This is a genomic window from Bradyrhizobium sp. 149, from assembly GCF_023073915.1.
Taxonomy (GTDB): Bacteria; Pseudomonadota; Alphaproteobacteria; order Rhizobiales; family Xanthobacteraceae; genus Bradyrhizobium.
In genome coordinates this window covers 44,470-63,629 of the sequence record NZ_JADPKK010000020.1, presented here as the reverse complement: position 1 = coordinate 63,629, position 19,160 = coordinate 44,470, and the positions used below count along the sequence as shown (strand labels likewise).

Sequence of the window (19,160 nt, the reverse complement as noted above, 5' to 3'; positions counted from 1 at the left end):
GTCCAAAGGACGGAGCGTGGAGTGGTGGCGTTACGCCTCTTCACCGCTCTGTGATGCAGTGCGAAACGAAAAAAACGCCCCGGGGCACCGGGGCGTTTTCGCAACCTGGAAGTGGCGTGCGTGCTTTACGCGGCGGCTTGCGCGGCCGAACTCTCGATCACCTGCGCCTTCGGCGCGCTGCTGCTGATCGCGATCTGGCGCGGCTTCTTGGCCTCGGGAATCTCGCGCACGAGGTCCACGTGAAGCAGGCCATTCTCGAGCGAGGCGTCCTTCACCTGCACGAAATCGGCAAGCTGGAAGGCACGCTCGAACGCCCGCGCGGCGATGCCGCGGTAGAGCACTTCGGACTTCGAGTTCTCGTTGGCGACTTTCTCGCCCTTGATCGTCAGCGTGTTTTCCTTCGCGACGATGGAGAGCTCATCCTTGGCAAAGCCCGAAACCGCAACGGTGATGCGGTAGTCGTTCTCGCCAGTACGCTCGATATTGTAGGGGGGATAACCCGGGCTGCCGTCCGAACCGGCCTGGTCGAGCAGGTTGAAGAGGCGGTCGAAGCCGACGGTGGAACGGTAGAAGGGGGTGAGGTCGTACGTACGCATGGTCAAGTCCTCCATTGAGCGACTGTTGGTAACCCGCCCGCCTATCGGGCCGGGCTTTAGTCTGTGTGCAGCCTGATGTTCCGGTTCCGAAACACTGGTAGCGGCCTGCACCATGATGATATGGGTTCAGGGGAACGGCGTTCAAGAGGGCGGCTACATGCGCCTTTTCGGCGCTCCCGCCCCCTGATTTGCAGCACTTCGCGCCCAAGCACTTCCAATCATGACGCTGGTCTCGATACCGTCCAATCCCGTTCCCGAAGACGTCGTCAGCGGTATCATCAAGACCCCTGATGGCGTCGAGCTGCGCTTTGCGCGCTGGGCACCACCGGCGAACCGCAAGGGCACCGTCTGCGTCTTCACCGGCCGCAGCGAGCAGATCGAGAAATATTTCGAGACCGTGCGCGACCTGCGCGACCGCGGCTTTGCGGTGGCGATGATCGACTGGCGCGGGCAGGGCCACTCCTCGCGCCGGCTGCGCGATCCGCGGAAGGGCTATGTCCGCGACTTCGCCGATTTCGAGATCGACGTCGAAACCTTCGTGCAGCAGGTGGTGCTGCCGGATTGCCCGCCGCCCTTCTTCGCGCTCGCCCATTCCATGGGCGGCACCGTGATGCTGCGGGTGGCGCATGCGGGCAAGCGCTGGTTCGATCGCATGGTGCTGTCAGCGCCGATGATCGATCTGCCCGGCCGCGCCACCTCGTTGCCCGCGCGGACGCTGTTGAAGACGATGCGCGTGTTGGGGATGGGCGGCCGCTATGTCCCCGGCGGCAGCGACCAGATCACCGGGCTCAGTCCCTTCATCAACAACCCGCTGACCAGCGATCCCGTGCGCTACGCGCGCAATGCCGCCATCCTGGAGGAGGATCCGACCCTTGGGCTCGCGTCACCGACGGTCGCCTGGGCCGATACTGCCTTCCGCGCGATGCACACCTTCAGGGGCAAAAACTACCCGTCCGAGATCCGTCAGCCGATCCTGATGCTGGCGGCGTCCAGCGACACCGTGGTCTCGACGGCGGCGATCGAGGAGTTCGCCTATCATTTGCGCGCCGGCTCCCATCTCGTGATCGCCGGCGCCAAGCACGAGATTCTCCAGGAGCAGGACCGCTACCGCTCGCAATTCTGGGCAGCCTTCGACGCCTTCGTGCCGGGCACCCCGCTGTTCAAGTGAGGGGGGAGCGATGCGTCCCTCGCGACCACAAGCCCGGCCGTCACGAGGAAGTAGCATCACCCGCTACAGCGTCTTCAGATACTCGATCAGATCGTAGCGCTCGTTGTCGTCCTTGAATACGCGGCCGATGACGCCGGGACGTCTTTCCTCGCCCGGCTTGCGCTCGAAGGAATGGCCGAGCACGCTGTTGCCCTGGATCGGATCCTTCTCCGGTCCCGCCGAGAACTCGGTTTCACCCGTCTTGCACGTCTCGTCGGCGGTGACCGGAAAGCCGACGGTCACGGGATCATAGTCGCGGCGGCCCATGCAGAATTTTTGCGGGCGCTCGCTTGCAGGCTTCAGCAACCAGTAGAGCGACGGCACCGAACCGTTGTGCAGATAGGGCGCCGTGGCCCAGATGCCGTTCAGTGGCCGTGCCCGATAGCGTGCTCCTCCCACTGGATTGAGGCAGTTCTTGCGCGCGAGATTCCACAATTTCGCCCGTTCGGCGTCGGGAGTCTTCTCGTCGTCCATCCATTTGCGGGCGACGAGGTCCACCACCGTCATGAGACCGAGCGCATACACCATCTCGGTCGGCGAGCTCGCGGTCGAGACGTCGCATTGCCACCATTTCTGGAGGTCGGCCGTATTCACCTTCAGGAAGCCGGGCAAATCGACGATCCTGTTGCTGAGGACGAGTGACTGCTCGGGATCTGTCTTGATCTCGTCGAGGGGGATCGTCACCGCGTTCAGCACCTTGCTGTCGCCGCTCGGCTCCCAATGTCCGGAGGACCAGAAAGCCGGCGTGTCGATGGCGGGCAGATGGCATCCGGAACACATCTCGGCGTAGATCTTGCGGCCCTTCTCGGCCTTGTCCTTGTCGATCCTCCATGCGTCGCCGAGGATCTGCGAGGGCCATTTCGGCGCCAGCAGGCCGCCGAACTTCGGACCGGTGGAGGGATCGACCGTCTTGAACGGATCTGGCCCCCTCAGCATATCCTCGATCCAGCCGAGCGTGTTGATATGAACCGAGGACCGCCACAGCCTGTCCTCCGGATAGGCGTCGGACAGGTTGAGCAGTGCCGTCACGCCGAGCGCTTCGCCGGCGTTGCGGATCAGCGGCTGCTCGATCGAGGCGTCGTACTGAGCGAACTTGAACCAGGGCACGGTCCAGATCGGGGGATAGCTGACCGGGGCATCCTGGGCGTGCAGGTTCTTCTCGAATCCCTTAAGCCCGCTCAGCGCGAGATCCTGCGAAAAGACCTGATTGCCGATGCGATTGAGAGCGTCGAGGCGACCGAACCCTTCCTCGGTGTCCTGCTGCTGCCTGCCGTTCCAGGTCTTCTTGCCTTCAATGGTCTTTTGCTGGGTTTTCGCCCAGTCGATCAGGAAGTTGCCGATCGCGCTGAGCTTCTGCTTGAGCGCATCGCGGTCCGTCTTGCTGGCATCGGGGCCGAGCACGCGATCGGCGAAGCGCTGGAAGCGGAACGGAACGTAGAGGGTGTAGGCGATCGACAGGCCGGTGGAGAGCTCGAGCTTCTTCAGGTCGGTCATGGCCGGGCCGCCGTCGAAACGCACGTCCACGCCCTTGTAGTGGATCTGGCCGGTATGGCAGGCCGCGCAGGTCAGCCCGATCTTGTCCTCTTCGCGACGGCCCGTCGCGGGATCGACGACACCGGTCATCCGTGCGAAGCCGACCGGCAGGCCGTCGACGTTCTCAGCCGGCGTCCACCTGGTCGACCAGTCCGGCACCTGCGTCGTCTCGTAGACATTGGCGTAGCCGAAGCGGCGCAGTGACGTCGCGTCGGTCTGGATCGACTGCGGGCTCGGGATGAAGCCGAAGCGCTCGAGATAGGCGCTGTCCGTCATCATGCCCGGCCGCGAGAACAGATGTAGGCGCGGCTGCTCCAGGGCGATGAACCATTCATAGGGCACCGGGAAGGTCGCGGTGCCCTGGCTGGCATGGTGAAACCAGTGCCTGTCCTTCAGCGACCAGTTTTGTTCGAGCCAGTAGGCCGCCGTCGTCTCGGGCACCGTGGGCAGGGGCGGCGGCAGAAGATTCACGAGAATTCCCTTTTGCGGCAGCATGGCGCGCACCTGATTGGGGAATTCGGCGACCGCAACGAGCAAGACGAGACCGAGGGCGACGAGCAATGCCGCAAACTTGAGGGCGCCCCGCACCACGCGCTGGCAGGTCGACAGCGCCGGCTGCGATACGAGCCGCTGGTTGATGCCAGCAGGGAATTGGCGCTCGTTGAACAGCGTGCGCACGTCGGCCACGCTGAGATAGCGGTCCTCACCCTCGCCCTTGCCGACGATCTTCAGGAGGATCGGCCATTCGAACTTCATCAGCAACGGATAGTACCAGCGCGCGGCGCTGCCGGCGCGCTTGAGGTTGTCGCGCATGAAGACGCCGATCTCCGAGGCGTTGAGACCCGGCTCGGAGCCGCCGCCGTTCGGATCCTGGTAATTCCGGCCGAAGCTCGCAAACCGCGCGAGTTCGTCCTCGTCGACCTTGCCGTCGACGCCGAGGACGCGCGAGCCTGCGCCGCGCTTGTCGAGGGGGCCGCCACGCAGCGCGTCGAGCTGCGCGCCCGAAAATACGCTCTTCAGGATGTGACCGAGACCGTTGGCGATCAGCGCGACTCCGCGGACCTGGATGCGGGCCGAGACCTTCTTCAGCCCGGTCTCGCCGCTCGCATTCGCGATCGTTTGCGACAGCGTGCCGAGCGGGACGGTCCCGCCGTCAACAAAACCTTCGCCGACGAGGCCGCGCAGAAATGGACAGGGATTGTTCGGCGAGACCTGGATCGAGGGGTCGAAGGGGGGCTTCGAAGCGGAGTCATGCATGGCCCAAAGTCCTGAAACAACGAATCGTGAAATACAGACGCGGCGATAGAGCGCGGAAAGTCCTAACAAACCGACAGTGAGTTATACTACTTCAGCGTGTAGCGAAGTGTGGCTGAATTCACTGTCGTGTCAACAAAGAGGGAGGGGGAAATTGCCGCGTGGCCGCGCCAGCCTTCAGGATTCGGCGACGCGTTTGAGGTCGCTCTGGACCAGGGTCAGTTTGCCGAGCGGCACGCCCGCATTCAGGAGTCCGTCGCGGTAATGGGCGAGATCCTCGGGCCGCTTCCAGTGGAAATTGCGCAAATGACGGTCGACGTTCAGGGTCGGGTAGTTGCCCATGAGCACGCGGGTCGCCTCGGTCGCCTCGCCGGCCCGTCCCAATTGCGCCAGCGCCGCGGCGCGGATCGCCAGCGCCTGCAAATGATTGGGGTTGATGTAGAGCTGTTCCCGAGCCCATGACAGCGTCGCGTCATATTGGCCGAGCAGATAATGGCTGAAGGCGTTCAGCGCGGCCCATTGGTAGCGCGGATCGCTGTTGTCGCGCTGCGCAGCCATCGAGAACAGCTCGATCGCCTCGCGGTGCTCGCCGATGGCGAAATGGCAGATGCCCAGCACGCCGCGCGCGCCGTTGTCGTAGGGGTTGAGCGCGACGGCGCGCTTGGCGGCGTCCATCGCGGCGTCGTAATGCCCCTCCAGTGCATGGGTCCAGGACAGGATCGAGAACGCAAATGACGAGCGCGGGTCGAGCCGGACGCTGGTTTCGGCAAGCATCATCGCCTCGGCCCACATCTCGCGCGTGCCCTTGACCCACCCGAACTGGATGCTCTGGATCTGGATCGTGGCGAGATAGGCGTGCGCAATCGACAGCTTGGGCTCGAGCCTGATGGCCTCCCGGAACAGATCGACGGCCGCGGCCAGGTCTTCCTTGGTCTGCCGATAATAATGCGACAGCCCTTTGAGGAAGCGGTCCCAGGCGGTCACGTCGGTCGAGAGCCGCGCCGGCGCCGAAGCCTCGGCCCGGACAATCTCGGTGGCGATGGCGGCGGACAGGTGGGTGGTGATCTCATCCTGCATCGCGAAGAGGTCGCCGATGTCGCGGTCGTAGCGGCCGGTCCAGAGCTGCTCGCCGGTCTCCGGCGCAATCAGCTCGGCGGTGACGCGGATCTTGGCACCGGCACGCCGCACCGAGCCCTGGATCAGATAGGTGGCGTCGATCTCCCGCGCGATCAGGCGGGTGCTGACGTTGTTGCCCTTGAACACGAAGGTCGAGTTGCGGCTCAGCACCCGATAGAAGGATTGCAGCGACAGCGCGTGGATCAGATCCTCGGTCAGGCCGTCGGAGAAATACTCGTCCTGGGCGTCGCTGAGATTGGCGAAGGGCAGCACGCCGACGATCGCGGTGCGGTACTGCTGCGAGAGGGCGGACGCCTCCCTCAGCGCGGGCGCAAGCGCCGGTGCGCCCTCGGGCGTCCAGGTCCAGACCCCGATCGGATCCTTGATGTTCTTGAATCGATGGTTGCCGGCATCGACCAGCGGCACGGTGAGATGCTTGCTCGCCTCCTTGTAGGCCTTGGCCGAGATCGCGAAGCCGCCGGGGCTCGCCACCGATTCCATGCGGACGGCAATGTTGACGTCGTCGCCGAAGACCTCGTCCTCGTCGGCGATGACGTCGCCCATATGGATGCCCAGGCGGAACTGCATGGCGCGATCGGCGGGCAGATGGTGATTGCGTTCCGCCATCAGCGTCTGCATCGCGATCGCGGCCTCGGTGGCGCCGACGATGCTCGGGAACTCCAGCAGGAAGCCGTCGCCGGTGTTCTTCACGACACGGCCGCCGTGATTGAGGATGATGGGGTGGATCGCGCTGCGATGGGCCTTGAAGGCGGCATGGGTGCCGGCCTCGTCAGTGCCCATCATGCGCGAATAGCCGGCGACATCGGCGCAGACAATGGCAGCCAGACGTCTTTCCATATTCCGGAGCTCCAAGAGACTTGCAAGGGACTTGGAAGAGATCGAGACCGGCCACGGCGTGGCCGTTGCCTCGAATCCCGCATTTCAAGAACCCCGTCTTTATAGAGCAGATGAGGCCGAGCGGAAGTATGATCCGCATTGCAAATTCGAGGTAAATCCTCAGCAATCCCGGCGGTGGACGGGGACGAGCGAACCAACTAAGCCGGCCTCTGAGGGCGACGGTCGGGCGGCGGAGGCACGTCCCACATGCTGGGCATTCACGAAATCTGGCTCTTCGTCCTGTCGGGCGTGCTGCTCAACATCACGCCGGGGCCTGATACGGTCTATGTGATCGGCCGCAGCATGCAGATGGGCTGGCGAGGTGGCGCCGCGGCCGCCCTCGGCATCAGTTGCGGCTGCTTTTTCCATGTCGCGGGCGCGGCGATCGGCCTTTCGGCCCTGCTGATGGCCTCATCGACCGCGTTCTCGATCCTGAAGCTGGTCGGAGCGGCCTATCTCGTCGTGACCGGGCTTCAGATGCTGTGGTCGCGCCCGGTGCTGGCCTCAGCCATCGACGAGCCGGCACGGAGCTCGCTGCGGCGGGTCTTCCTCCAGGGCGTCTTTACCAACGCGCTCAATCCCAAAGTGGCGCTGTTCTTCCTGGCCTTCCTGCCGCAATTCGTCGCAGCCGACTCGGCACACAAGCCGCTCGCCTTCCTGACGCTTGGCCTGATCTTCATCTGCACGGGAACGCTGTGGTGCCTGGTGCTGGCGGCGTTCGCGGCAAAGGCTGCCCACCGATTGCGGACCTCCGAGGGCGCGATCGCCTGGGTCAACCGCGCGCTCGGGGGTCTCTTCGTCTATCTCGGCATCCGCGTCGCCATGCTGGAGACGCGGTAACTTCTCTTACGCGAATTCCTTCAGCAGCGCGCTGCCGGCCAGATAGAGGCCGAGCAGGACCATCGCGATCAGGAACCAGCGGCGAAACGCTTCGGCCGGCATCCGCGCCCGCACCCTTTGGCCGATGAACATGCCGGCAAACGCGCAGGCCATGCCCACGGCGCCCGGCACCGCATTGGCCGGCGTCAGCAATCCACCCGCGGTGAGGTTGAAGGCGAGCGCCAGTGTCGCTGTCGTGAAGAACACGCCGAGCGCCTGCACCAGTTCGTCCTTCTCCATGCCGATCGCCTGCATGAACGGCATCGAGGGAATCACCTGCACGCCGGTCGAGGCCGAGATCACGCCCGTGATCACACCGACCACGCCGCCGACCCATTTCTCGTTCTGCGGCGCGACCCGGAACTGGAATTTGTTCAGGCCGATGATTGCGTAGAGGACCAGGAGTACGCCGAGCACGATGGTGCCGTAGCGCGCATGCGGGCCGGTGAGCGCGCCGGCATTGAGCCAGCACCCGATCACGGTGCCGATCATCAGCGGCCACAGCCGCCTCAGGATGTCGCGCAAATGTGGCCCGACAAAAGTCTGCCAGATGTTGGTGACGATCGCGGGCACGATCACGATGGCGATCGCGCGGCTGGGCGCCATGCTCACCGCGAGCAGGCCCATGGACACTGTCGGCAGGCCGAGCCCGACCACGCCCTTGACGAATCCGGCGATCAGGAAGACGGCGGCGATCAGAATGAGAAGCGGGTCCATCATATCCGCACATTGACCGAAGCCGCGCGCCGGCACAATCTGCAGGTTCCGGAGACAGCCTTCGCTCAAAACGAAGGCTGAGGAGAACCCGCCATGCGTTTCGACCTTGTCGACCTCCAGCTGTTCATCGCGGTCGCCGACCAGCGCAGCATCACCCGTGGCGCCGAGCGCTCGCATCTGGCGCTGGCCTCGGCCAGCGCGCGCATCAAGGGGCTCGAGGACGCCCTCGGCGTCGCGCTGCTCAAGCGCGGGCGCCGCGGGGTCGAGTTGACCGCGGCCGGCGAGAGCCTGCTCGATCATGCCAGGGTCGTCATCCACCAGATCGACGCCATGCGCGGCGATCTCGCCGGCTTTGCCAGCGGCGTGCGCGCCAGCGTGCACTTCCTTGCCAACACCTCCGGGCTCTCGGAGCATCTGCCGAAGGCGCTGGCCGGCTTCCTGCGCGAGCATCGCGACGTCGCCATCGACATAGAAGAGCGTGAGAGCACCGACATCGCGGCCGCGATCACCGCGGGTGCGGCCGATCTCGGCTTCGCCGCCGAGCACGCGCTGCCCGACCATATCGAGCGCTTCGTCTTCAGCGAGGACCGCTTGACGCTGGTGACTTCCAAACGTGGCCCGTTCGCCGGCCGCCGCCAGATCGATTTTCACGAGGCGGGGGCTTGCGAGTTCGTCGGCCTGACCAGCGCCACCGCGCTTCAGGTGCATATTTCGAAGCATGCGGCGCGGCTCGGCATGCGCCCGCATTTCCGCGCGCGCCTGCGCGATTTCGATGCGATCTGCCAGATGGTCGCCGCCGATGTCGGCGTCGCGCTGGTGCCCGAAGCCGCCGCCCGCCGCTGCGCCAAACTGATGCCGCTCGCCATGGTCCGCCTGCGCGACGCCTTCGCCAACCGCAGGCTCGTGATCTGCGCGCGCAGCTTCAAGACATTGTCACGGCCGGCGAAGATGCTGGTGGAGCATTTGCGGGCAGAGGCGGTGTGAGGAGGATGTGATCTGCTTCCACGCCGGCACTCGGCTCCCTCTCCCGCAAGCGGGAGAGGTGTAGAACCACCTACTTCGCCGTCTCCACGCCGGCGTCCTTGATCACCTTCGCCCATTTCTTCGTCTCGTCCGCGATGAAACTGCGAAAATGCTCCGGCTCATCGCCAACAAGCGTCGCGCCTTGCGCGGCGAGCTTTTCCTTCACCGCGGGATCCGCCATCGCCTTGGTGGCGAGGCCATGCAGCGCCGCAACGATCTCCTTCGGCGTGCCCTTCGGCGCGACCATGCCGTACCAGTTCTCGATACGCAAATCCGCAAAGCCCGCTTCCGCGGTGGTCGGCACGTCAGGCGCCGTCGGGGCGCGCTCGGCCGAGCCGACCGCGATCGGCCGCAGGGCGCCGGCCTTGACCTGCGGCAGCAGCACGGGGAGATCCAGGAACGTCATCTGCACTTGCTGGCCCAGCAGATCGTTCACGGCCGGCGCCGCGCCGCGATAGGGCACGTGCACGATGTCGATCCTGGCCGTCAGCTTGAACAATTCACCGGCGAGATGCGGCAGGCTGCCGGGGCCGGAGGACGCGAAGTTGAGCTTTCCCGGCTGCGCCTTGGCGAGCGCGATCAATTCGCCGATGTCTTTCGCGGGCAAATTAGTGGCGACCACCAACATTTCCGGCACGGTTGCGACCAGCGTCACCGGCGTGAGGTCGTTGAGCGTATCGTAGGCGACCCTCTCCATGCTCGGGCTGATCGCCAGCGCGCCGGCGCTGGAGATCGCGATGGTGTAGCCATCAGGCGCAGCCTTGGCGACGGCGTCGGTGCCGAGCACGCCGCCCTGGCCGCCGCGATTGTCGATCAGCACCGGCTGTCCCGACAGCTCCGACATGCGCTGGCCGATCACCCGCGCGATGATGTCGTTGGGACCGCCGGCCGGGAACGGCACGATCAGCTTGATCGGCTTGGCCGGGAAATTCTGGGCGGAGGCGAGCGTCGGAAACAGGAACAGGGCGGCGATGACGAGCTTGCGCCAGTTCTTCATTCAGACTTCCTCTGTCGCTTATCCGTTGAGCAGTTTCAGTGCTTCTTCGTGAACGCGCTCGTCGCCGGCCGCGATAATGCGGCCGCCGCCCTGCGCCGGCTTGCCTTCCCAGGTGGTGACGACGCCGCCGGCGCCGGTCACGATCGGGATCAGGGCTGCGATGTCGTAAGGCTTCAGCTCGGTCTCGACCACGAGATCGACGTGACCCGCCGCCAGCATGCAATAGGAGTAGCAGTCGCCGCCATAGCGCGACAGCCGCGCGCCCTTCTCGATGCGGCCGAAGATGGCGCGGTCGCGCTCGTTCATCAGCAGCGGGCTGGTGGTGTAGGTCGTCGCCTCCGACAGCGAAGCACAGCGGCGGACCTGGAGCCGGCGCTCGCCGGAGGGGCCTTTATAACGGGCGGAGCCGCTGTCGCCGGAAAAGCGTTCGCCGATGAAGGGCTGGTGCATCATGCCGTACACCGGCGTGCCCTTGTGCAGGAGCGCGATCAGCGTGCCCCAGATCGGAAACCCGCCGATGAAGGATTTGGTGCCGTCGATGGGGTCGAGCACCCAGACATAGTCCGAATCCTCGCGCTCGTTGCCGAATTCCTCGCCCACGATGCCGTGCTGGGGAAAATTGGCCTTGATCAGACGCCGCATCACCGCCTCCGCGGCGCGGTCGGCCTCGGTCACGGGGTCGAACTCCTTGGTCCTGCTCTTGTCCTCGATCGACAGCGAGGTGCGGAAGAACGGCAGGATGGTTTCGCCGGAGGCGGTGGCGAGCCGTCCGATGAAGGCGGAGAAATCGATCACCGTCACGGCGTGTCCTCAGAAACGAAAGTCGGGTGAAGCTCACTCCTGCCTAGCTCAAATCGGAAGGATCGTGCAGCGCTGTCTTGCTTTGCACCCTGGTATTTTGGATGCAGGAGGTGTCGCCTCATCAAAGTCATTCGCTGGCCAAACATCGACCATTGAGTTGAAACCTTAGTTCCAAATCTGCCTCGTTCGTATGCAAATGACTATCAACCCATTGAATTTCCTTATCAAAGGAACTGAATCTGGGTTTCTCTGGAAGCAACCGAGCTATGTCCTCATTGCATGGGAAACGGCTCAAAAGCCCTTGCACTTTGTGCGTCGCGGCCGCATATTGTTGCGGTGCGGTAGCGCTCTGCGTTACCGCTGCCCTCCTTGGGCGTTTCCTCCCTAGACTTGGGCCGCTTCTTCATAAGAAGCGGCCCTTTTTTCTTTCAGCCTTTTTTCTTTCAGCCTTTATTCTTTCAGGCATTTTTCTTCAGCCTTTTGCTGTCAGCCTTTTGCTTTCAGCCTTTTGCTTTCAGCCTTGGCTTTCATTTCAATGCGCGCGGCGAAACGCGTTCGCGCTGATCGCACACGACACATCGTTCGGGAAAATATCGCGCCTATTCCGCCGCGGCCTGGAACGGGCCGAGATCGCCGAACGGGACCGTCGTCGCCAGCACGTCCGCGAGCACGCCGAAGTCGGACGCCACTCGCGCGAAACGCGGACTGCGCTCGCGCCGCCGCTCGTCCATGTAGATCGCGCGGTTGAGCTCGAGCTGCACGGCGTGCAGGCCACTGGCCGGGTTGCCGTAATGCTCGGTGATGAAGCCGCCGGCATAGGGCTTGTTACGGCCGATCGAATAGCCGAGCCCGGTCATGGTCTCCTCGACCCGATCGGGCAATAGCGGCGTGCAGCTCGTGCCGTAGCGGTCGCCGATCACGATGTCCGGTCGGCGAGGCTCGTCGCGGGAGACGCCGACCGAGGGCATCGAGTGGCAATCCACCAGCACCACGGTGCCGAACATCTGGTGCACCTTGTTGATCAGCCGGCGCAGCGCGCGATGGTAGGGCTTGTACAGCGTCTCGATCCGCCCCAGCGCGTCATCGACCAGGATGCGGTCGCGATAGATCTCCTGGCCATCGCCGACCACGCGCGGAATGGTACCGAGCCCGCCGGCGACCCGCATCGAGCGGGTATTGGCAAAGCTCGGCAGGCGCCCGGTGAACATCCGGGGATCGAGCTCATAGGGCTCGCGATTGACGTCGACATAGGAGCGAGGAAAGTTGACCCGCACTGTCGGAAAGCCGCGCTCGCTGAGATGGCCGATCAGCTCGTCCATGAAGGAATCTTCGGAACGCCGCAGCGTCGGCAGGTCGATCCTGGAGGCGCTGAGAAATTCGTCCGGATAGGTCGAGCCGGAATGGGGCGAGTTGAAGATGACCGGCGCGCGCCATTGCGCGGGCTCAATGATCTCGAAGGCTGGCGACTTGTCGCCGTCAAACCGGGTCATCTTCTCAGGCTTCGTCCCTTGGTGTCAGGCTTCGCCCCTTGGCGCCGCACGATCCGGCAAGCCCGGCACGGGCTCAACGCATTGATTCGGCCGATCGAGCGGCTCTTATGTGTCGTTATTGTCTGGAATCGCAACCATCCTGCCAAGCGAAAAGATGTGATCTGCGCTGGAACATGTCTTAACCCTGCGGGCAGCGAGGTGGGGACCGGCAGGTGCGGCTCGATTGCTTCGAACTGCGTTCAGGTTCACAAGGGGCCGGCAAGCACAGCCGGCTCAGGGTAAAGATTTTCACCCCAAATTTACCCTCCGTCGGGCTTAGTGGCCTTTGCTGATATCCTCTGGGGATTCGACATTTCCGCCATGCCAAAGATCCTGCTCGCCGAAGACGACAACGACATGCGCCGTTTCCTGGTCAAGGCGCTGGAAAACGCCGGTTTTCAGGTTTCATCCCACGACAACGGCATGGCCGCCTATCAGCGGCTGCGGGAAGAGCCGTTCGAGATGCTGCTCACCGACATCGTGATGCCCGAGATGGACGGTATCGAGCTCGCCCGCCGGGCTTCGGAACTCGATCCCGACATCAAGATCATGTTCATCACCGGCTTCGCCGCCGTCGCCCTGAACTCGGATTCGGACGCCCCCAAGAACGCCAAGGTGCTGTCCAAGCCCGTGCATCTGCGCGAATTGGTCAGCGAAGTGAACAAGATGCTGGCAGCCTGAATCGGCCTCCTTCCGTCCTTGCACCGGCTCCCCTGAGCCGTTATAGGGTCCCGACCCGATCTAGACGACATCTAGGGCGCGTAGCTCAGCGGGAGAGCACTACCTTGACATGGTAGGGGTCACAGGTTCGATCCCTGTCGCGCCCACCATCCTTCGCTCGCGAAGCGAGAGAAGGATGCCACGCCGGAGCCCAAAGGGCGCAGGCGGGCCTGCATCCGCGAGCTGCGGCTGGGCAAGCCATCTCCTTCGCTCGCGATAGCCGAGAGAAGGATGCCAAGCCGAAGCCAAACGGGCGCATGCGGTTTTTTGCCGCCGCGAGCCACGGCTCGGCAAGCCACGATCTTACCTCGCAACAGCGGCATGCTACGGTCGTACCACAGACGCGGGGCTGCCCATGAGCATATCCGTCATCGAACAGGCGAAGATCCAGGCGCAGGTGCTCGTGCCTCTGGTCAAGGCATTGCAGGCCGAGCTCGGCGAGGCGCGTGCGAATGCGCTGGTGCGCAAGGCACTCGGCGATCTCTATCGCGGCTTCGGCGAGAAATTCTGGAAGGCCAAGAACAATGCCAAGAACAATGCCAAGCACGAGACCGATCTCGGCAACGCCGTATCGTCGGCGTTCAGGACCTATGCCCGCGACGACGCGCTTGCCTATGACGTCATCGCGCAGACCGAGGACGTCTTCGCGTTCGACGTGACGCGGTGCGCCTATGCCGAGTTCTACAAGGCGCTCGGCGAGCCCGAGCTCGGCTTTCTCCTGGTCTGCACTGCCGATTTTGCGACTGCGGAAGGTTTCGGCCCCGACGTCACGCTGGAGCGGACGCAGACCATCATGCAAGGGGCCGATCATTGCGATTTCCGCTACCGGCGCGATCCGGCCGAATCACGGTGAAAGGACAAGGGGCCATGCGAGCGAGCTGTCTTGCCGTGCCGGCACTGGCGCTGATTGCGTCGCGCGCAGACGCCGCGATGATCGACTGGCAGGCCGAGCTCCAGCGCTGCCGTGCGTTGCGCCAAAACGTGGCGCCCTTGCTTCAAGCCGGTGAGGGGATATTGCTGTCGGACGCTCCAGCGCCCGGGTCCGCCGCTGCATCTGGATCCAGCGCCGCGCTGTGAGGAAGAATATCCCCGGCGCGGAGGCGTGGTAGCCTCGCGGCCACATCCTCCATCGCGACGCTCGCAAAGACGATGATGAAGCAGCTGCCCGCGGCGGTGGGCATCGTCAATTCACGAGGTACTTCCTCACCGCGTCCTCATTCCACGCGATCCCGTTGCCGGGTTCCTCGCTCGGCAGCGCAAAGCCGTCCTTGATCGCAAGCCGCGTCGCCAGCACCGCGTCGGCCCAGTCGACATATTCGAGCCAATGCGCGGTCGGCGTCACGCAAAGCAAATGCGCGCTGACTTCCGAGAACAGATGCGTCGACATCTCGATGCCGGCGGCATGCGCCAGCGCCGCGGCGCGCAGCCACCCGCTGACGCCGCCGATGCGCTGCACGTCGGCCATCACGTAGTCGCAGGCTTCCGCCGACAGCGCGGATTGCATCGCGAACGCGCTGTCGAAATTCTCGCCGATCTGGACCGGGGTACGCAGCGCATCCGCGATCCGGGCGCAGCCGTCGTAGTCATCGTGGCGGATCGGCTCCTCGATCCAGGTCAGGCCCTCGTCGTCGAGCATTTCGCCGCGGCGGATGGCCTCGCTCACCGTCAGCGCCTGGTTGTAGTCGCACATCAGCGTCACGTCGTCGCCGACGGCCTTGCGCACCGCGCGCACCACCTTGAGGTCTTCCCGCGCATCGGGGCGGCCAACGCGGATCTTTGCGGCCTGAAAGCCCTCGGCCAGCAGCTTGCGGGCTTCCTCCACCGCGGCACCCGCCGGCATGATGCCGAGCCCCTTCGAATTGTAGGCCCTGACCGGTTTCGGCGCCCCGCCGAGCAGCCGCGCCAGCGGCAGGCCTCTGCCGCGTGCGAGCGCATCCCATGCCGCCATGTCGATGCCGGATTGCGCCAGCCGCTGCAGCCCGGCGAGCCCCAGCAGCGTGAAGCGCTGGGTCAGCTTGCGCTCGATCTCGAACGGCAGCAGCTCGTCGCCGGCTAGCATCTCCGACATCTCCGTGACCATTGCCGTGAGTGGCTTCAAGGCCGAGGGCGTGATCGAGAACAGATAGGCGTGCCCCGTTGCGCCCTGATCGGTCTCGCAGTCGATCAGCACCAGCGGCGCCTTTGCGACAGCCCCGGTCGAGGTTTTAAGCGGCAGGTTCATCGGCACGATCACGGGGCGCGCATTGAAGCGCTTGATACGGATGGTCTCGGTCATATGGAGGATCTCCCGGCGGAGTGAATGCAGCTTAATGCCGATCTTAAACATTCGTCACGAAACGAAAAGGCGCTTGCCACGACCGCCATAAACTGGCGTTGCGCCTGCCGCGCCGCGCCCTCCGTGTGGCACCGCAAGCATCTTGGCGAACTTGGGCTCGCACTCGGCGGGTTTGGTTTGGCAATCGTCTAGTGAAAGATGGATCGATCTGTGAAAGACCACGTTTGGGATAGCCGACTTTAATTTGGCTGGTGGCTAAAATTGACCAGCGGGAGCAGACCTCGCAGATCCATGATGGTCCCATCACCGCCCCCATTGGCATCCATCGGTGACTGAGAGCATCGAGCTCCCGCCGGATACAGGCGAGCCTCATGACCATTCAGCGACCACCCTGTCCCAAATGCCAGACAACGACGGTGCTGGCGCACATCACGCCCGGCCCCGCCGGTTCTGACATTCGGACCTTCGAATGTCCCGCTTGCGATTTCATCCATCAGATCGCGGTCGAGTTGGTTGACCCGATGAAATCAGCCGATGCTTTGGCTTGGTTGCAGGGCGAATTGCGGGCGCCTGCGTAGGACGCGCGCTTTAGAGGCGCAGGCCGCTGCTACGGTTCAGCCCATGCGTTCACGACGTGCAGCTTGGCCACGGGTGAAGCGGGCGGCATTGCCTTCTCAAAGTCCGCGAGGATGCTGGCGCCGAGCTCCGAGGCGGGGATCGGCCGGCCGAAGAAGAAGCCCTGGACCTGATCACCGTCGGCTGCGTCGAGAAAAGCTGCCTGGCTGGCGGTTTCGACGCCTTCGACCGTCACTCGCATGCGCAACTCCCGCCCGAGCGCGATGATCGCTTTCACGACTGTCCCGACCTGACAATGCGAGCCATCGAGGCCTTGCATGAAGCTTCGATCGATCTTGATCTTGTCGAACGGAAAGCGCCACAAATAGCTGAAGCTCGAATAGCCAGCCCCGAAGTCATCCATCACGATGGCCACGCCCATCGCCTTGAGCGTCAGGAGCTGCGTCATGATCGTTTCGGTGTTGCCGAGCAGCAGGCTTTCGGTGATCTCCAATTCGAGCCGGTGCGGCGCGAGTCCCGCCTCTTTCAGTGCGGCCGCAACGATGTCGCTGATGGTGCCCGCCACGAACTGCTGGGGTGACAGGTTCACTGCAATGGTCAGGTGCTCCGGCCAGGTCGCGGCGGTGCGGCATGCCTCCCGCAACACCCATTCCCCGATTTTGTCGATAAGCCGCAAGTCCTCGGCGACCGGGATGAAGGCCAATGGCGGAATCAGGGTTCCGTCCGCCGCGGGCATCCGGATCAGCGCTTCGAAGCCGGCAAGGCGGCGCTGAGATATTTCGAAGAGCGGCTGGTAATGCAATTCGAAGCGATCATTCAATACCGCCTCGCGAATCGTCCTCTCGAGCCCAATGCGCGCTTGGAGCTCAGTATCCATCTCTGGCACGAAAAACCGGATACAGTTGCGGCCGGCCGCCTTGGCCGCGTAGAGCGCGAGGTCGGCGCTCTTGAGCAACCGGTCCGGGGTGATGTCCTCCTCCATCGCCAGCGCCACGCCGATGCTAACGGTTGCGAGGATCTCGTGCTGCTTGAATGTCACCGAAGCACTTGAGGCGGCGGCAAGATGGCGCGCAAACGACTCGGCCTGAGCTTTGCCGGCGATGCCGCTCTGCACGACGACGAATTCGTCGCCGCCGAGCCGGGCCACCACGTCGTCGATCCGGACCGCAGCGCGCAGACGCTCCGCGAGGGACTTGAGCAGAAAGTCGCCGCCGTCATGACCAAGCGTGTCGTTGATCTCCTTGAAGCGATCGACGTCGATGAAGTGCACGGCAAGGCTGCCGCCCCGCATCGGCAAGTGAGCGAGGGCTTCCTCCAGTTTTTCGATCAGATGGGGGCGATTGGCCAGCCCGGTCAACGCGTCATGGTGGGCGAGGAAGCGGATGCGTCGATCAGCCTGTTTCACCTTTGTTTCGCGATACCACGCGACTGCGGGAATGGAGAAGGCGAGACCCGACAGCAGGCAAAGGAATGCGGCCGCGGTCAGGAACGTATTGTGAAAATTCCTGCGTTGCTCCGTTTCATCCACGTAGGCCGCAACGACCGCAATGTGACGACCGCCGGCCTGGACCGGGACATAGGCGCGCGCGAAAAATGCGGGTCGGTCGACCGAATTACCCTCCCTGACATCGACGATTGGTCGGCCGTCAGCGACTGATCGCGCCGCATCGGCGCTGTATTCGGACAAATCGACGAGCGCGATCTTTTCGCGGCTCGACACGAGCTGCGAATAACCATTGCGGTTGAATATCTCGTAGTGAAAGACCTCACCGGAATTTCGCGCCGACAGGAAGAACGCTATGCTGGCGGCGGACGGCTGCTCGCCGCCGGCGATCTGCTCGAGATCGGTGACACTGGCCGCAAGGAACAGCGCCCAGCTGCGAGCGGTCGATGTCGCATCTTGACGGAGAAGATGATCGGTCGTGATCTTCAGGGTCATCCCGGCGCCCAGCAACAGAATGGCAAGCGCAGCGACGATGGTGACGATGTTTCGCTGAGGCCAGATGCTGGCGGATGATGGCATCCGCGGCTACCGGGTCGATCGCATTTTTGTGAGCTCGGCCCGGACCGCTTTCAGCAGCTCGGTATTGTGCTCACTTTTCGAAGCCCAATCATCGGCAATGGCCGCGAACACGGCATTGGCCGTCTCCAGGTCCGACGGCGAGGGTATGATCACGTGACGCTTGGGATCGGACGTTAGCTCCCCCATAATGCTGCTTTCCACAGCTTCGTAGGTATCCATGAAACGTCCGGCAGACCACGCACCACTGTATTTGAGGATGATCGCCTGCGCCGATTTCGGTAGCCGGTCGAATGTTTTCCGGTTCATTAAAACCATCAGCGGCGCGCCGCTGATGCCAAGAAGGTAATGATAGGTCGCAACGCGTTTGATGCCATAATCGACCAATGGAGATGGTGGCACGAGGGCACCATCGATGCTGCCGTTGCCGATAGCTTCGGAGATCTTGGTGACCTGCAGAAACACGGGCCGGGCTCCGAGCTTTTCGAGCGCTGCGGCTTCGCCGGGATTGTTGACGCGAAGTCTCTTGTCCTTCAGATCATTCAGCGACGTGATCGGGACATTGCTGTGGATCGTCTCGGGCTCGGTGACGTAAGCGCCGATCACGATGTAGGCATCGAATCCTCGCAGCGCGTTGGCGGCCATCAGCCGGGTGAACACTGCGACAGACTCCCGCATGTTCGCATACAGGCCGGGCATTTCGATGATCGCATTGTCTGCGAAGCGGTTGCGCGTCAGTCCCGTCACGACATAGGCAATGTCGGCCGTACCATCGAGTACGAGCTGGGGCTGCTCGGCCGGATCCTTGCCAAGCGCGCCGCTGAAATAGGTTTCGATTTCGACCAGTCCTCTTGCCTCGGCGTTGACGGCGTCGACGAATGGCTTGACCGCGGCGAGATAACTCGTCGAGCGGTCGGAGCTGGGGAAGGCCAATTTGAGTTTGACCGGTTCGGCGGCGGACGCCGAAGTCAACACAAGAGCGATCACGGCGCATCGTGCCAGCAACTTCAGCATCGATTT

The 19,160-nt window shown here is 63.6% G+C and carries 16 protein-coding genes, 1 tRNA gene and 1 pseudogene; 8 read left to right on the top strand and 10 right to left on the bottom strand.

Features of this window, described 5'->3' with window-relative positions; all coding sequences use genetic code 11:
- Nucleotides 1-125 precede the first annotated feature (125 nt).
- On the bottom strand, nucleotides 126-596 hold the full coding sequence (locus IVA88_RS15305) for an Hsp20 family protein (protein WP_247498074.1): 471 nt from the start codon (nucleotides 594-596) through the stop codon (nucleotides 126-128).
- Nucleotides 597-816: 220 nt separating this feature from the next.
- Between IVA88_RS15305 and IVA88_RS15300 the strand changes: the two genes are divergently transcribed.
- Complete coding sequence (locus IVA88_RS15300; RefSeq protein WP_247498073.1) at nucleotides 817-1,764, top strand: alpha/beta hydrolase; 948 nt, start codon at nucleotides 817-819, stop codon at nucleotides 1,762-1,764.
- Between the two features lie 63 nt (nucleotides 1,765-1,827).
- On the opposite strand, the gene IVA88_RS15295 is transcribed toward IVA88_RS15300, so the two are convergent.
- Both IVA88_RS15295 and IVA88_RS15290 read right to left on the bottom strand, forming a co-directional pair.
- Nucleotides 1,828-4,593 (bottom strand): di-heme-cytochrome C peroxidase, encoded by a 2,766-nt coding sequence (locus IVA88_RS15295; protein WP_247498072.1) that lies wholly within the window; start codon nucleotides 4,591-4,593, stop codon nucleotides 1,828-1,830.
- Between the two features lie 174 nt (nucleotides 4,594-4,767).
- On the bottom strand, nucleotides 4,768-6,564 hold the full coding sequence (locus IVA88_RS15290; RefSeq protein ID WP_247498071.1) for a tetratricopeptide repeat protein: 1,797 nt from the start codon (nucleotides 6,562-6,564) through the stop codon (nucleotides 4,768-4,770).
- A gap of 246 nt (nucleotides 6,565-6,810) precedes the next feature.
- Between IVA88_RS15290 and IVA88_RS15285 the strand changes: the two genes are divergently transcribed.
- Nucleotides 6,811-7,443, top strand: coding sequence for a LysE family translocator (locus tag IVA88_RS15285; RefSeq protein ID WP_247498070.1), 633 nt, complete (start codon nucleotides 6,811-6,813; stop codon nucleotides 7,441-7,443).
- Between the two features lie 6 nt (nucleotides 7,444-7,449).
- Here IVA88_RS15285 and IVA88_RS15280 read toward each other — a convergent pair whose 3' ends face one another.
- A complete protein-coding gene (locus IVA88_RS15280) occupies nucleotides 7,450-8,202 on the bottom strand; it encodes a sulfite exporter TauE/SafE family protein (RefSeq protein WP_247498069.1) in 753 nt (250 codons plus the stop codon).
- A 90-nt stretch (nucleotides 8,203-8,292) separates the two neighbouring features.
- Here IVA88_RS15280 and IVA88_RS15275 point away from each other — a divergent pair, with 90 nt between their 5' ends.
- Nucleotides 8,293-9,183, top strand: coding sequence for a LysR substrate-binding domain-containing protein (locus IVA88_RS15275; RefSeq protein WP_247498068.1), 891 nt, complete (start codon nucleotides 8,293-8,295; stop codon nucleotides 9,181-9,183).
- 70 nt (nucleotides 9,184-9,253) lie between these two features.
- On the opposite strand, the gene IVA88_RS15270 is transcribed toward IVA88_RS15275, so the two are convergent.
- The 3 genes from IVA88_RS15270 to IVA88_RS15260 all read right to left on the bottom strand — a co-directional run bounded on the left by IVA88_RS15270 (nucleotide 9,254) and on the right by IVA88_RS15260 (nucleotide 12,510).
- Nucleotides 9,254-10,219 carry a tripartite tricarboxylate transporter substrate binding protein gene (locus IVA88_RS15270; protein WP_247498067.1) on the bottom strand — a complete coding sequence of 322 codons (966 nt, stop codon included), beginning with the start codon at nucleotides 10,217-10,219 and terminating at the stop codon, nucleotides 9,254-9,256.
- A gap of 18 nt (nucleotides 10,220-10,237) precedes the next feature.
- Nucleotides 10,238-11,020, bottom strand: a complete 783-nt coding sequence (gene hisN / locus IVA88_RS15265; RefSeq protein WP_247498066.1) for a histidinol-phosphatase — start codon at nucleotides 11,018-11,020, stop codon at nucleotides 10,238-10,240.
- A gap of 599 nt (nucleotides 11,021-11,619) precedes the next feature.
- A complete protein-coding gene (locus tag IVA88_RS15260) occupies nucleotides 11,620-12,510 on the bottom strand; it encodes an N-formylglutamate amidohydrolase (protein WP_247498065.1) in 891 nt (296 codons plus the stop codon).
- A 360-nt stretch (nucleotides 12,511-12,870) separates the two neighbouring features.
- Here IVA88_RS15260 and IVA88_RS15255 point away from each other — a divergent pair, with 360 nt between their 5' ends.
- The 4 genes and pseudogenes from IVA88_RS15255 to IVA88_RS15240 all read left to right on the top strand — a co-directional run bounded on the left by IVA88_RS15255 (nucleotide 12,871) and on the right by IVA88_RS15240 (nucleotide 14,378).
- Complete coding sequence (locus tag IVA88_RS15255) at nucleotides 12,871-13,230, top strand: response regulator (RefSeq protein WP_007597092.1); 360 nt, start codon at nucleotides 12,871-12,873, stop codon at nucleotides 13,228-13,230.
- Between the two features lie 74 nt (nucleotides 13,231-13,304).
- Nucleotides 13,305-13,379, top strand: a tRNA-Val gene (locus tag IVA88_RS15250).
- A 245-nt stretch (nucleotides 13,380-13,624) separates the two neighbouring features.
- A complete protein-coding gene (locus IVA88_RS15245; protein ID WP_247498064.1) occupies nucleotides 13,625-14,122 on the top strand; it encodes an L-2-amino-thiazoline-4-carboxylic acid hydrolase in 498 nt (165 codons plus the stop codon).
- A 14-nt stretch (nucleotides 14,123-14,136) separates the two neighbouring features.
- A pseudogene (locus IVA88_RS15240) lies at nucleotides 14,137-14,378 on the top strand (hypothetical protein).
- 74 nt (nucleotides 14,379-14,452) lie between these two features.
- Here IVA88_RS15240 and IVA88_RS15235 read toward each other — a convergent pair.
- Nucleotides 14,453-15,544: an enolase C-terminal domain-like protein gene (locus IVA88_RS15235; RefSeq protein WP_247498063.1), complete on the bottom strand. Its 1,092-nt coding sequence runs from the start codon at nucleotides 15,542-15,544 to the stop codon at nucleotides 14,453-14,455.
- Between the two features lie 371 nt (nucleotides 15,545-15,915).
- On the opposite strand from IVA88_RS15235, the gene IVA88_RS15230 reads away from it, so the two are divergent.
- Entirely contained in the window at nucleotides 15,916-16,122 is a 207-nt protein-coding gene (locus IVA88_RS15230; RefSeq protein ID WP_247498062.1) for a response regulator, read from the top strand.
- Between the two features lie 29 nt (nucleotides 16,123-16,151).
- On the opposite strand, the gene IVA88_RS15225 is transcribed toward IVA88_RS15230, so the two are convergent.
- A complete protein-coding gene (locus IVA88_RS15225) occupies nucleotides 16,152-18,143 on the bottom strand; it encodes a bifunctional diguanylate cyclase/phosphodiesterase (protein WP_247498061.1) in 1,992 nt (663 codons plus the stop codon).
- A 6-nt stretch (nucleotides 18,144-18,149) separates the two neighbouring features.
- A complete protein-coding gene (dctP, locus tag IVA88_RS15220; RefSeq protein ID WP_247498060.1) occupies nucleotides 18,150-19,154 on the bottom strand; it encodes a TRAP transporter substrate-binding protein DctP in 1,005 nt (334 codons plus the stop codon).
- Nucleotides 19,155-19,160 lie beyond the last annotated feature (6 nt).

What these genes read in the sequence shown, in the direction of transcription:
- IVA88_RS15235 (WP_247498063.1), bottom strand. Translation starts at nt 15,544, where the DNA reads ATGACCGAGACCATCCGTATCAAGCGCTTCAATGCGCGCCCCGTGATC.
- IVA88_RS15280 (WP_247498069.1), bottom strand. Translation starts at nt 8,202, where the DNA reads ATGATGGACCCGCTTCTCATTCTGATCGCCGCCGTCTTCCTGATCGCC.
- IVA88_RS15245 (WP_247498064.1), top strand. Translation starts at nt 13,625, where the DNA reads ATGAGCATATCCGTCATCGAACAGGCGAAGATCCAGGCGCAGGTGCTC.
- IVA88_RS15295 (WP_247498072.1), bottom strand. Translation starts at nt 4,593, where the DNA reads ATGCATGACTCCGCTTCGAAGCCCCCCTTCGACCCCTCGATCCAGGTC.
- IVA88_RS15300 (WP_247498073.1), top strand. Translation starts at nt 817, where the DNA reads ATGACGCTGGTCTCGATACCGTCCAATCCCGTTCCCGAAGACGTCGTC.
- IVA88_RS15230 (WP_247498062.1), top strand. Translation starts at nt 15,916, where the DNA reads ATGACCATTCAGCGACCACCCTGTCCCAAATGCCAGACAACGACGGTG.
- dctP (WP_247498060.1), bottom strand. Translation starts at nt 19,154, where the DNA reads ATGCTGAAGTTGCTGGCACGATGCGCCGTGATCGCTCTTGTGTTGACT.
- IVA88_RS15270 (WP_247498067.1), bottom strand. Translation starts at nt 10,219, where the DNA reads ATGAAGAACTGGCGCAAGCTCGTCATCGCCGCCCTGTTCCTGTTTCCG.
- IVA88_RS15275 (WP_247498068.1), top strand. Translation starts at nt 8,293, where the DNA reads ATGCGTTTCGACCTTGTCGACCTCCAGCTGTTCATCGCGGTCGCCGAC.
- IVA88_RS15285 (WP_247498070.1), top strand. Translation starts at nt 6,811, where the DNA reads ATGCTGGGCATTCACGAAATCTGGCTCTTCGTCCTGTCGGGCGTGCTG.
- IVA88_RS15255 (WP_007597092.1), top strand. Translation starts at nt 12,871, where the DNA reads ATGCCAAAGATCCTGCTCGCCGAAGACGACAACGACATGCGCCGTTTC.
- IVA88_RS15305 (WP_247498074.1), bottom strand. Translation starts at nt 596, where the DNA reads ATGCGTACGTACGACCTCACCCCCTTCTACCGTTCCACCGTCGGCTTC.
- IVA88_RS15290 (WP_247498071.1), bottom strand. Translation starts at nt 6,564, where the DNA reads ATGGAAAGACGTCTGGCTGCCATTGTCTGCGCCGATGTCGCCGGCTAT.
- IVA88_RS15260 (WP_247498065.1), bottom strand. Translation starts at nt 12,510, where the DNA reads ATGACCCGGTTTGACGGCGACAAGTCGCCAGCCTTCGAGATCATTGAG.
- IVA88_RS15225 (WP_247498061.1), bottom strand. Translation starts at nt 18,143, where the DNA reads ATGCCATCATCCGCCAGCATCTGGCCTCAGCGAAACATCGTCACCATC.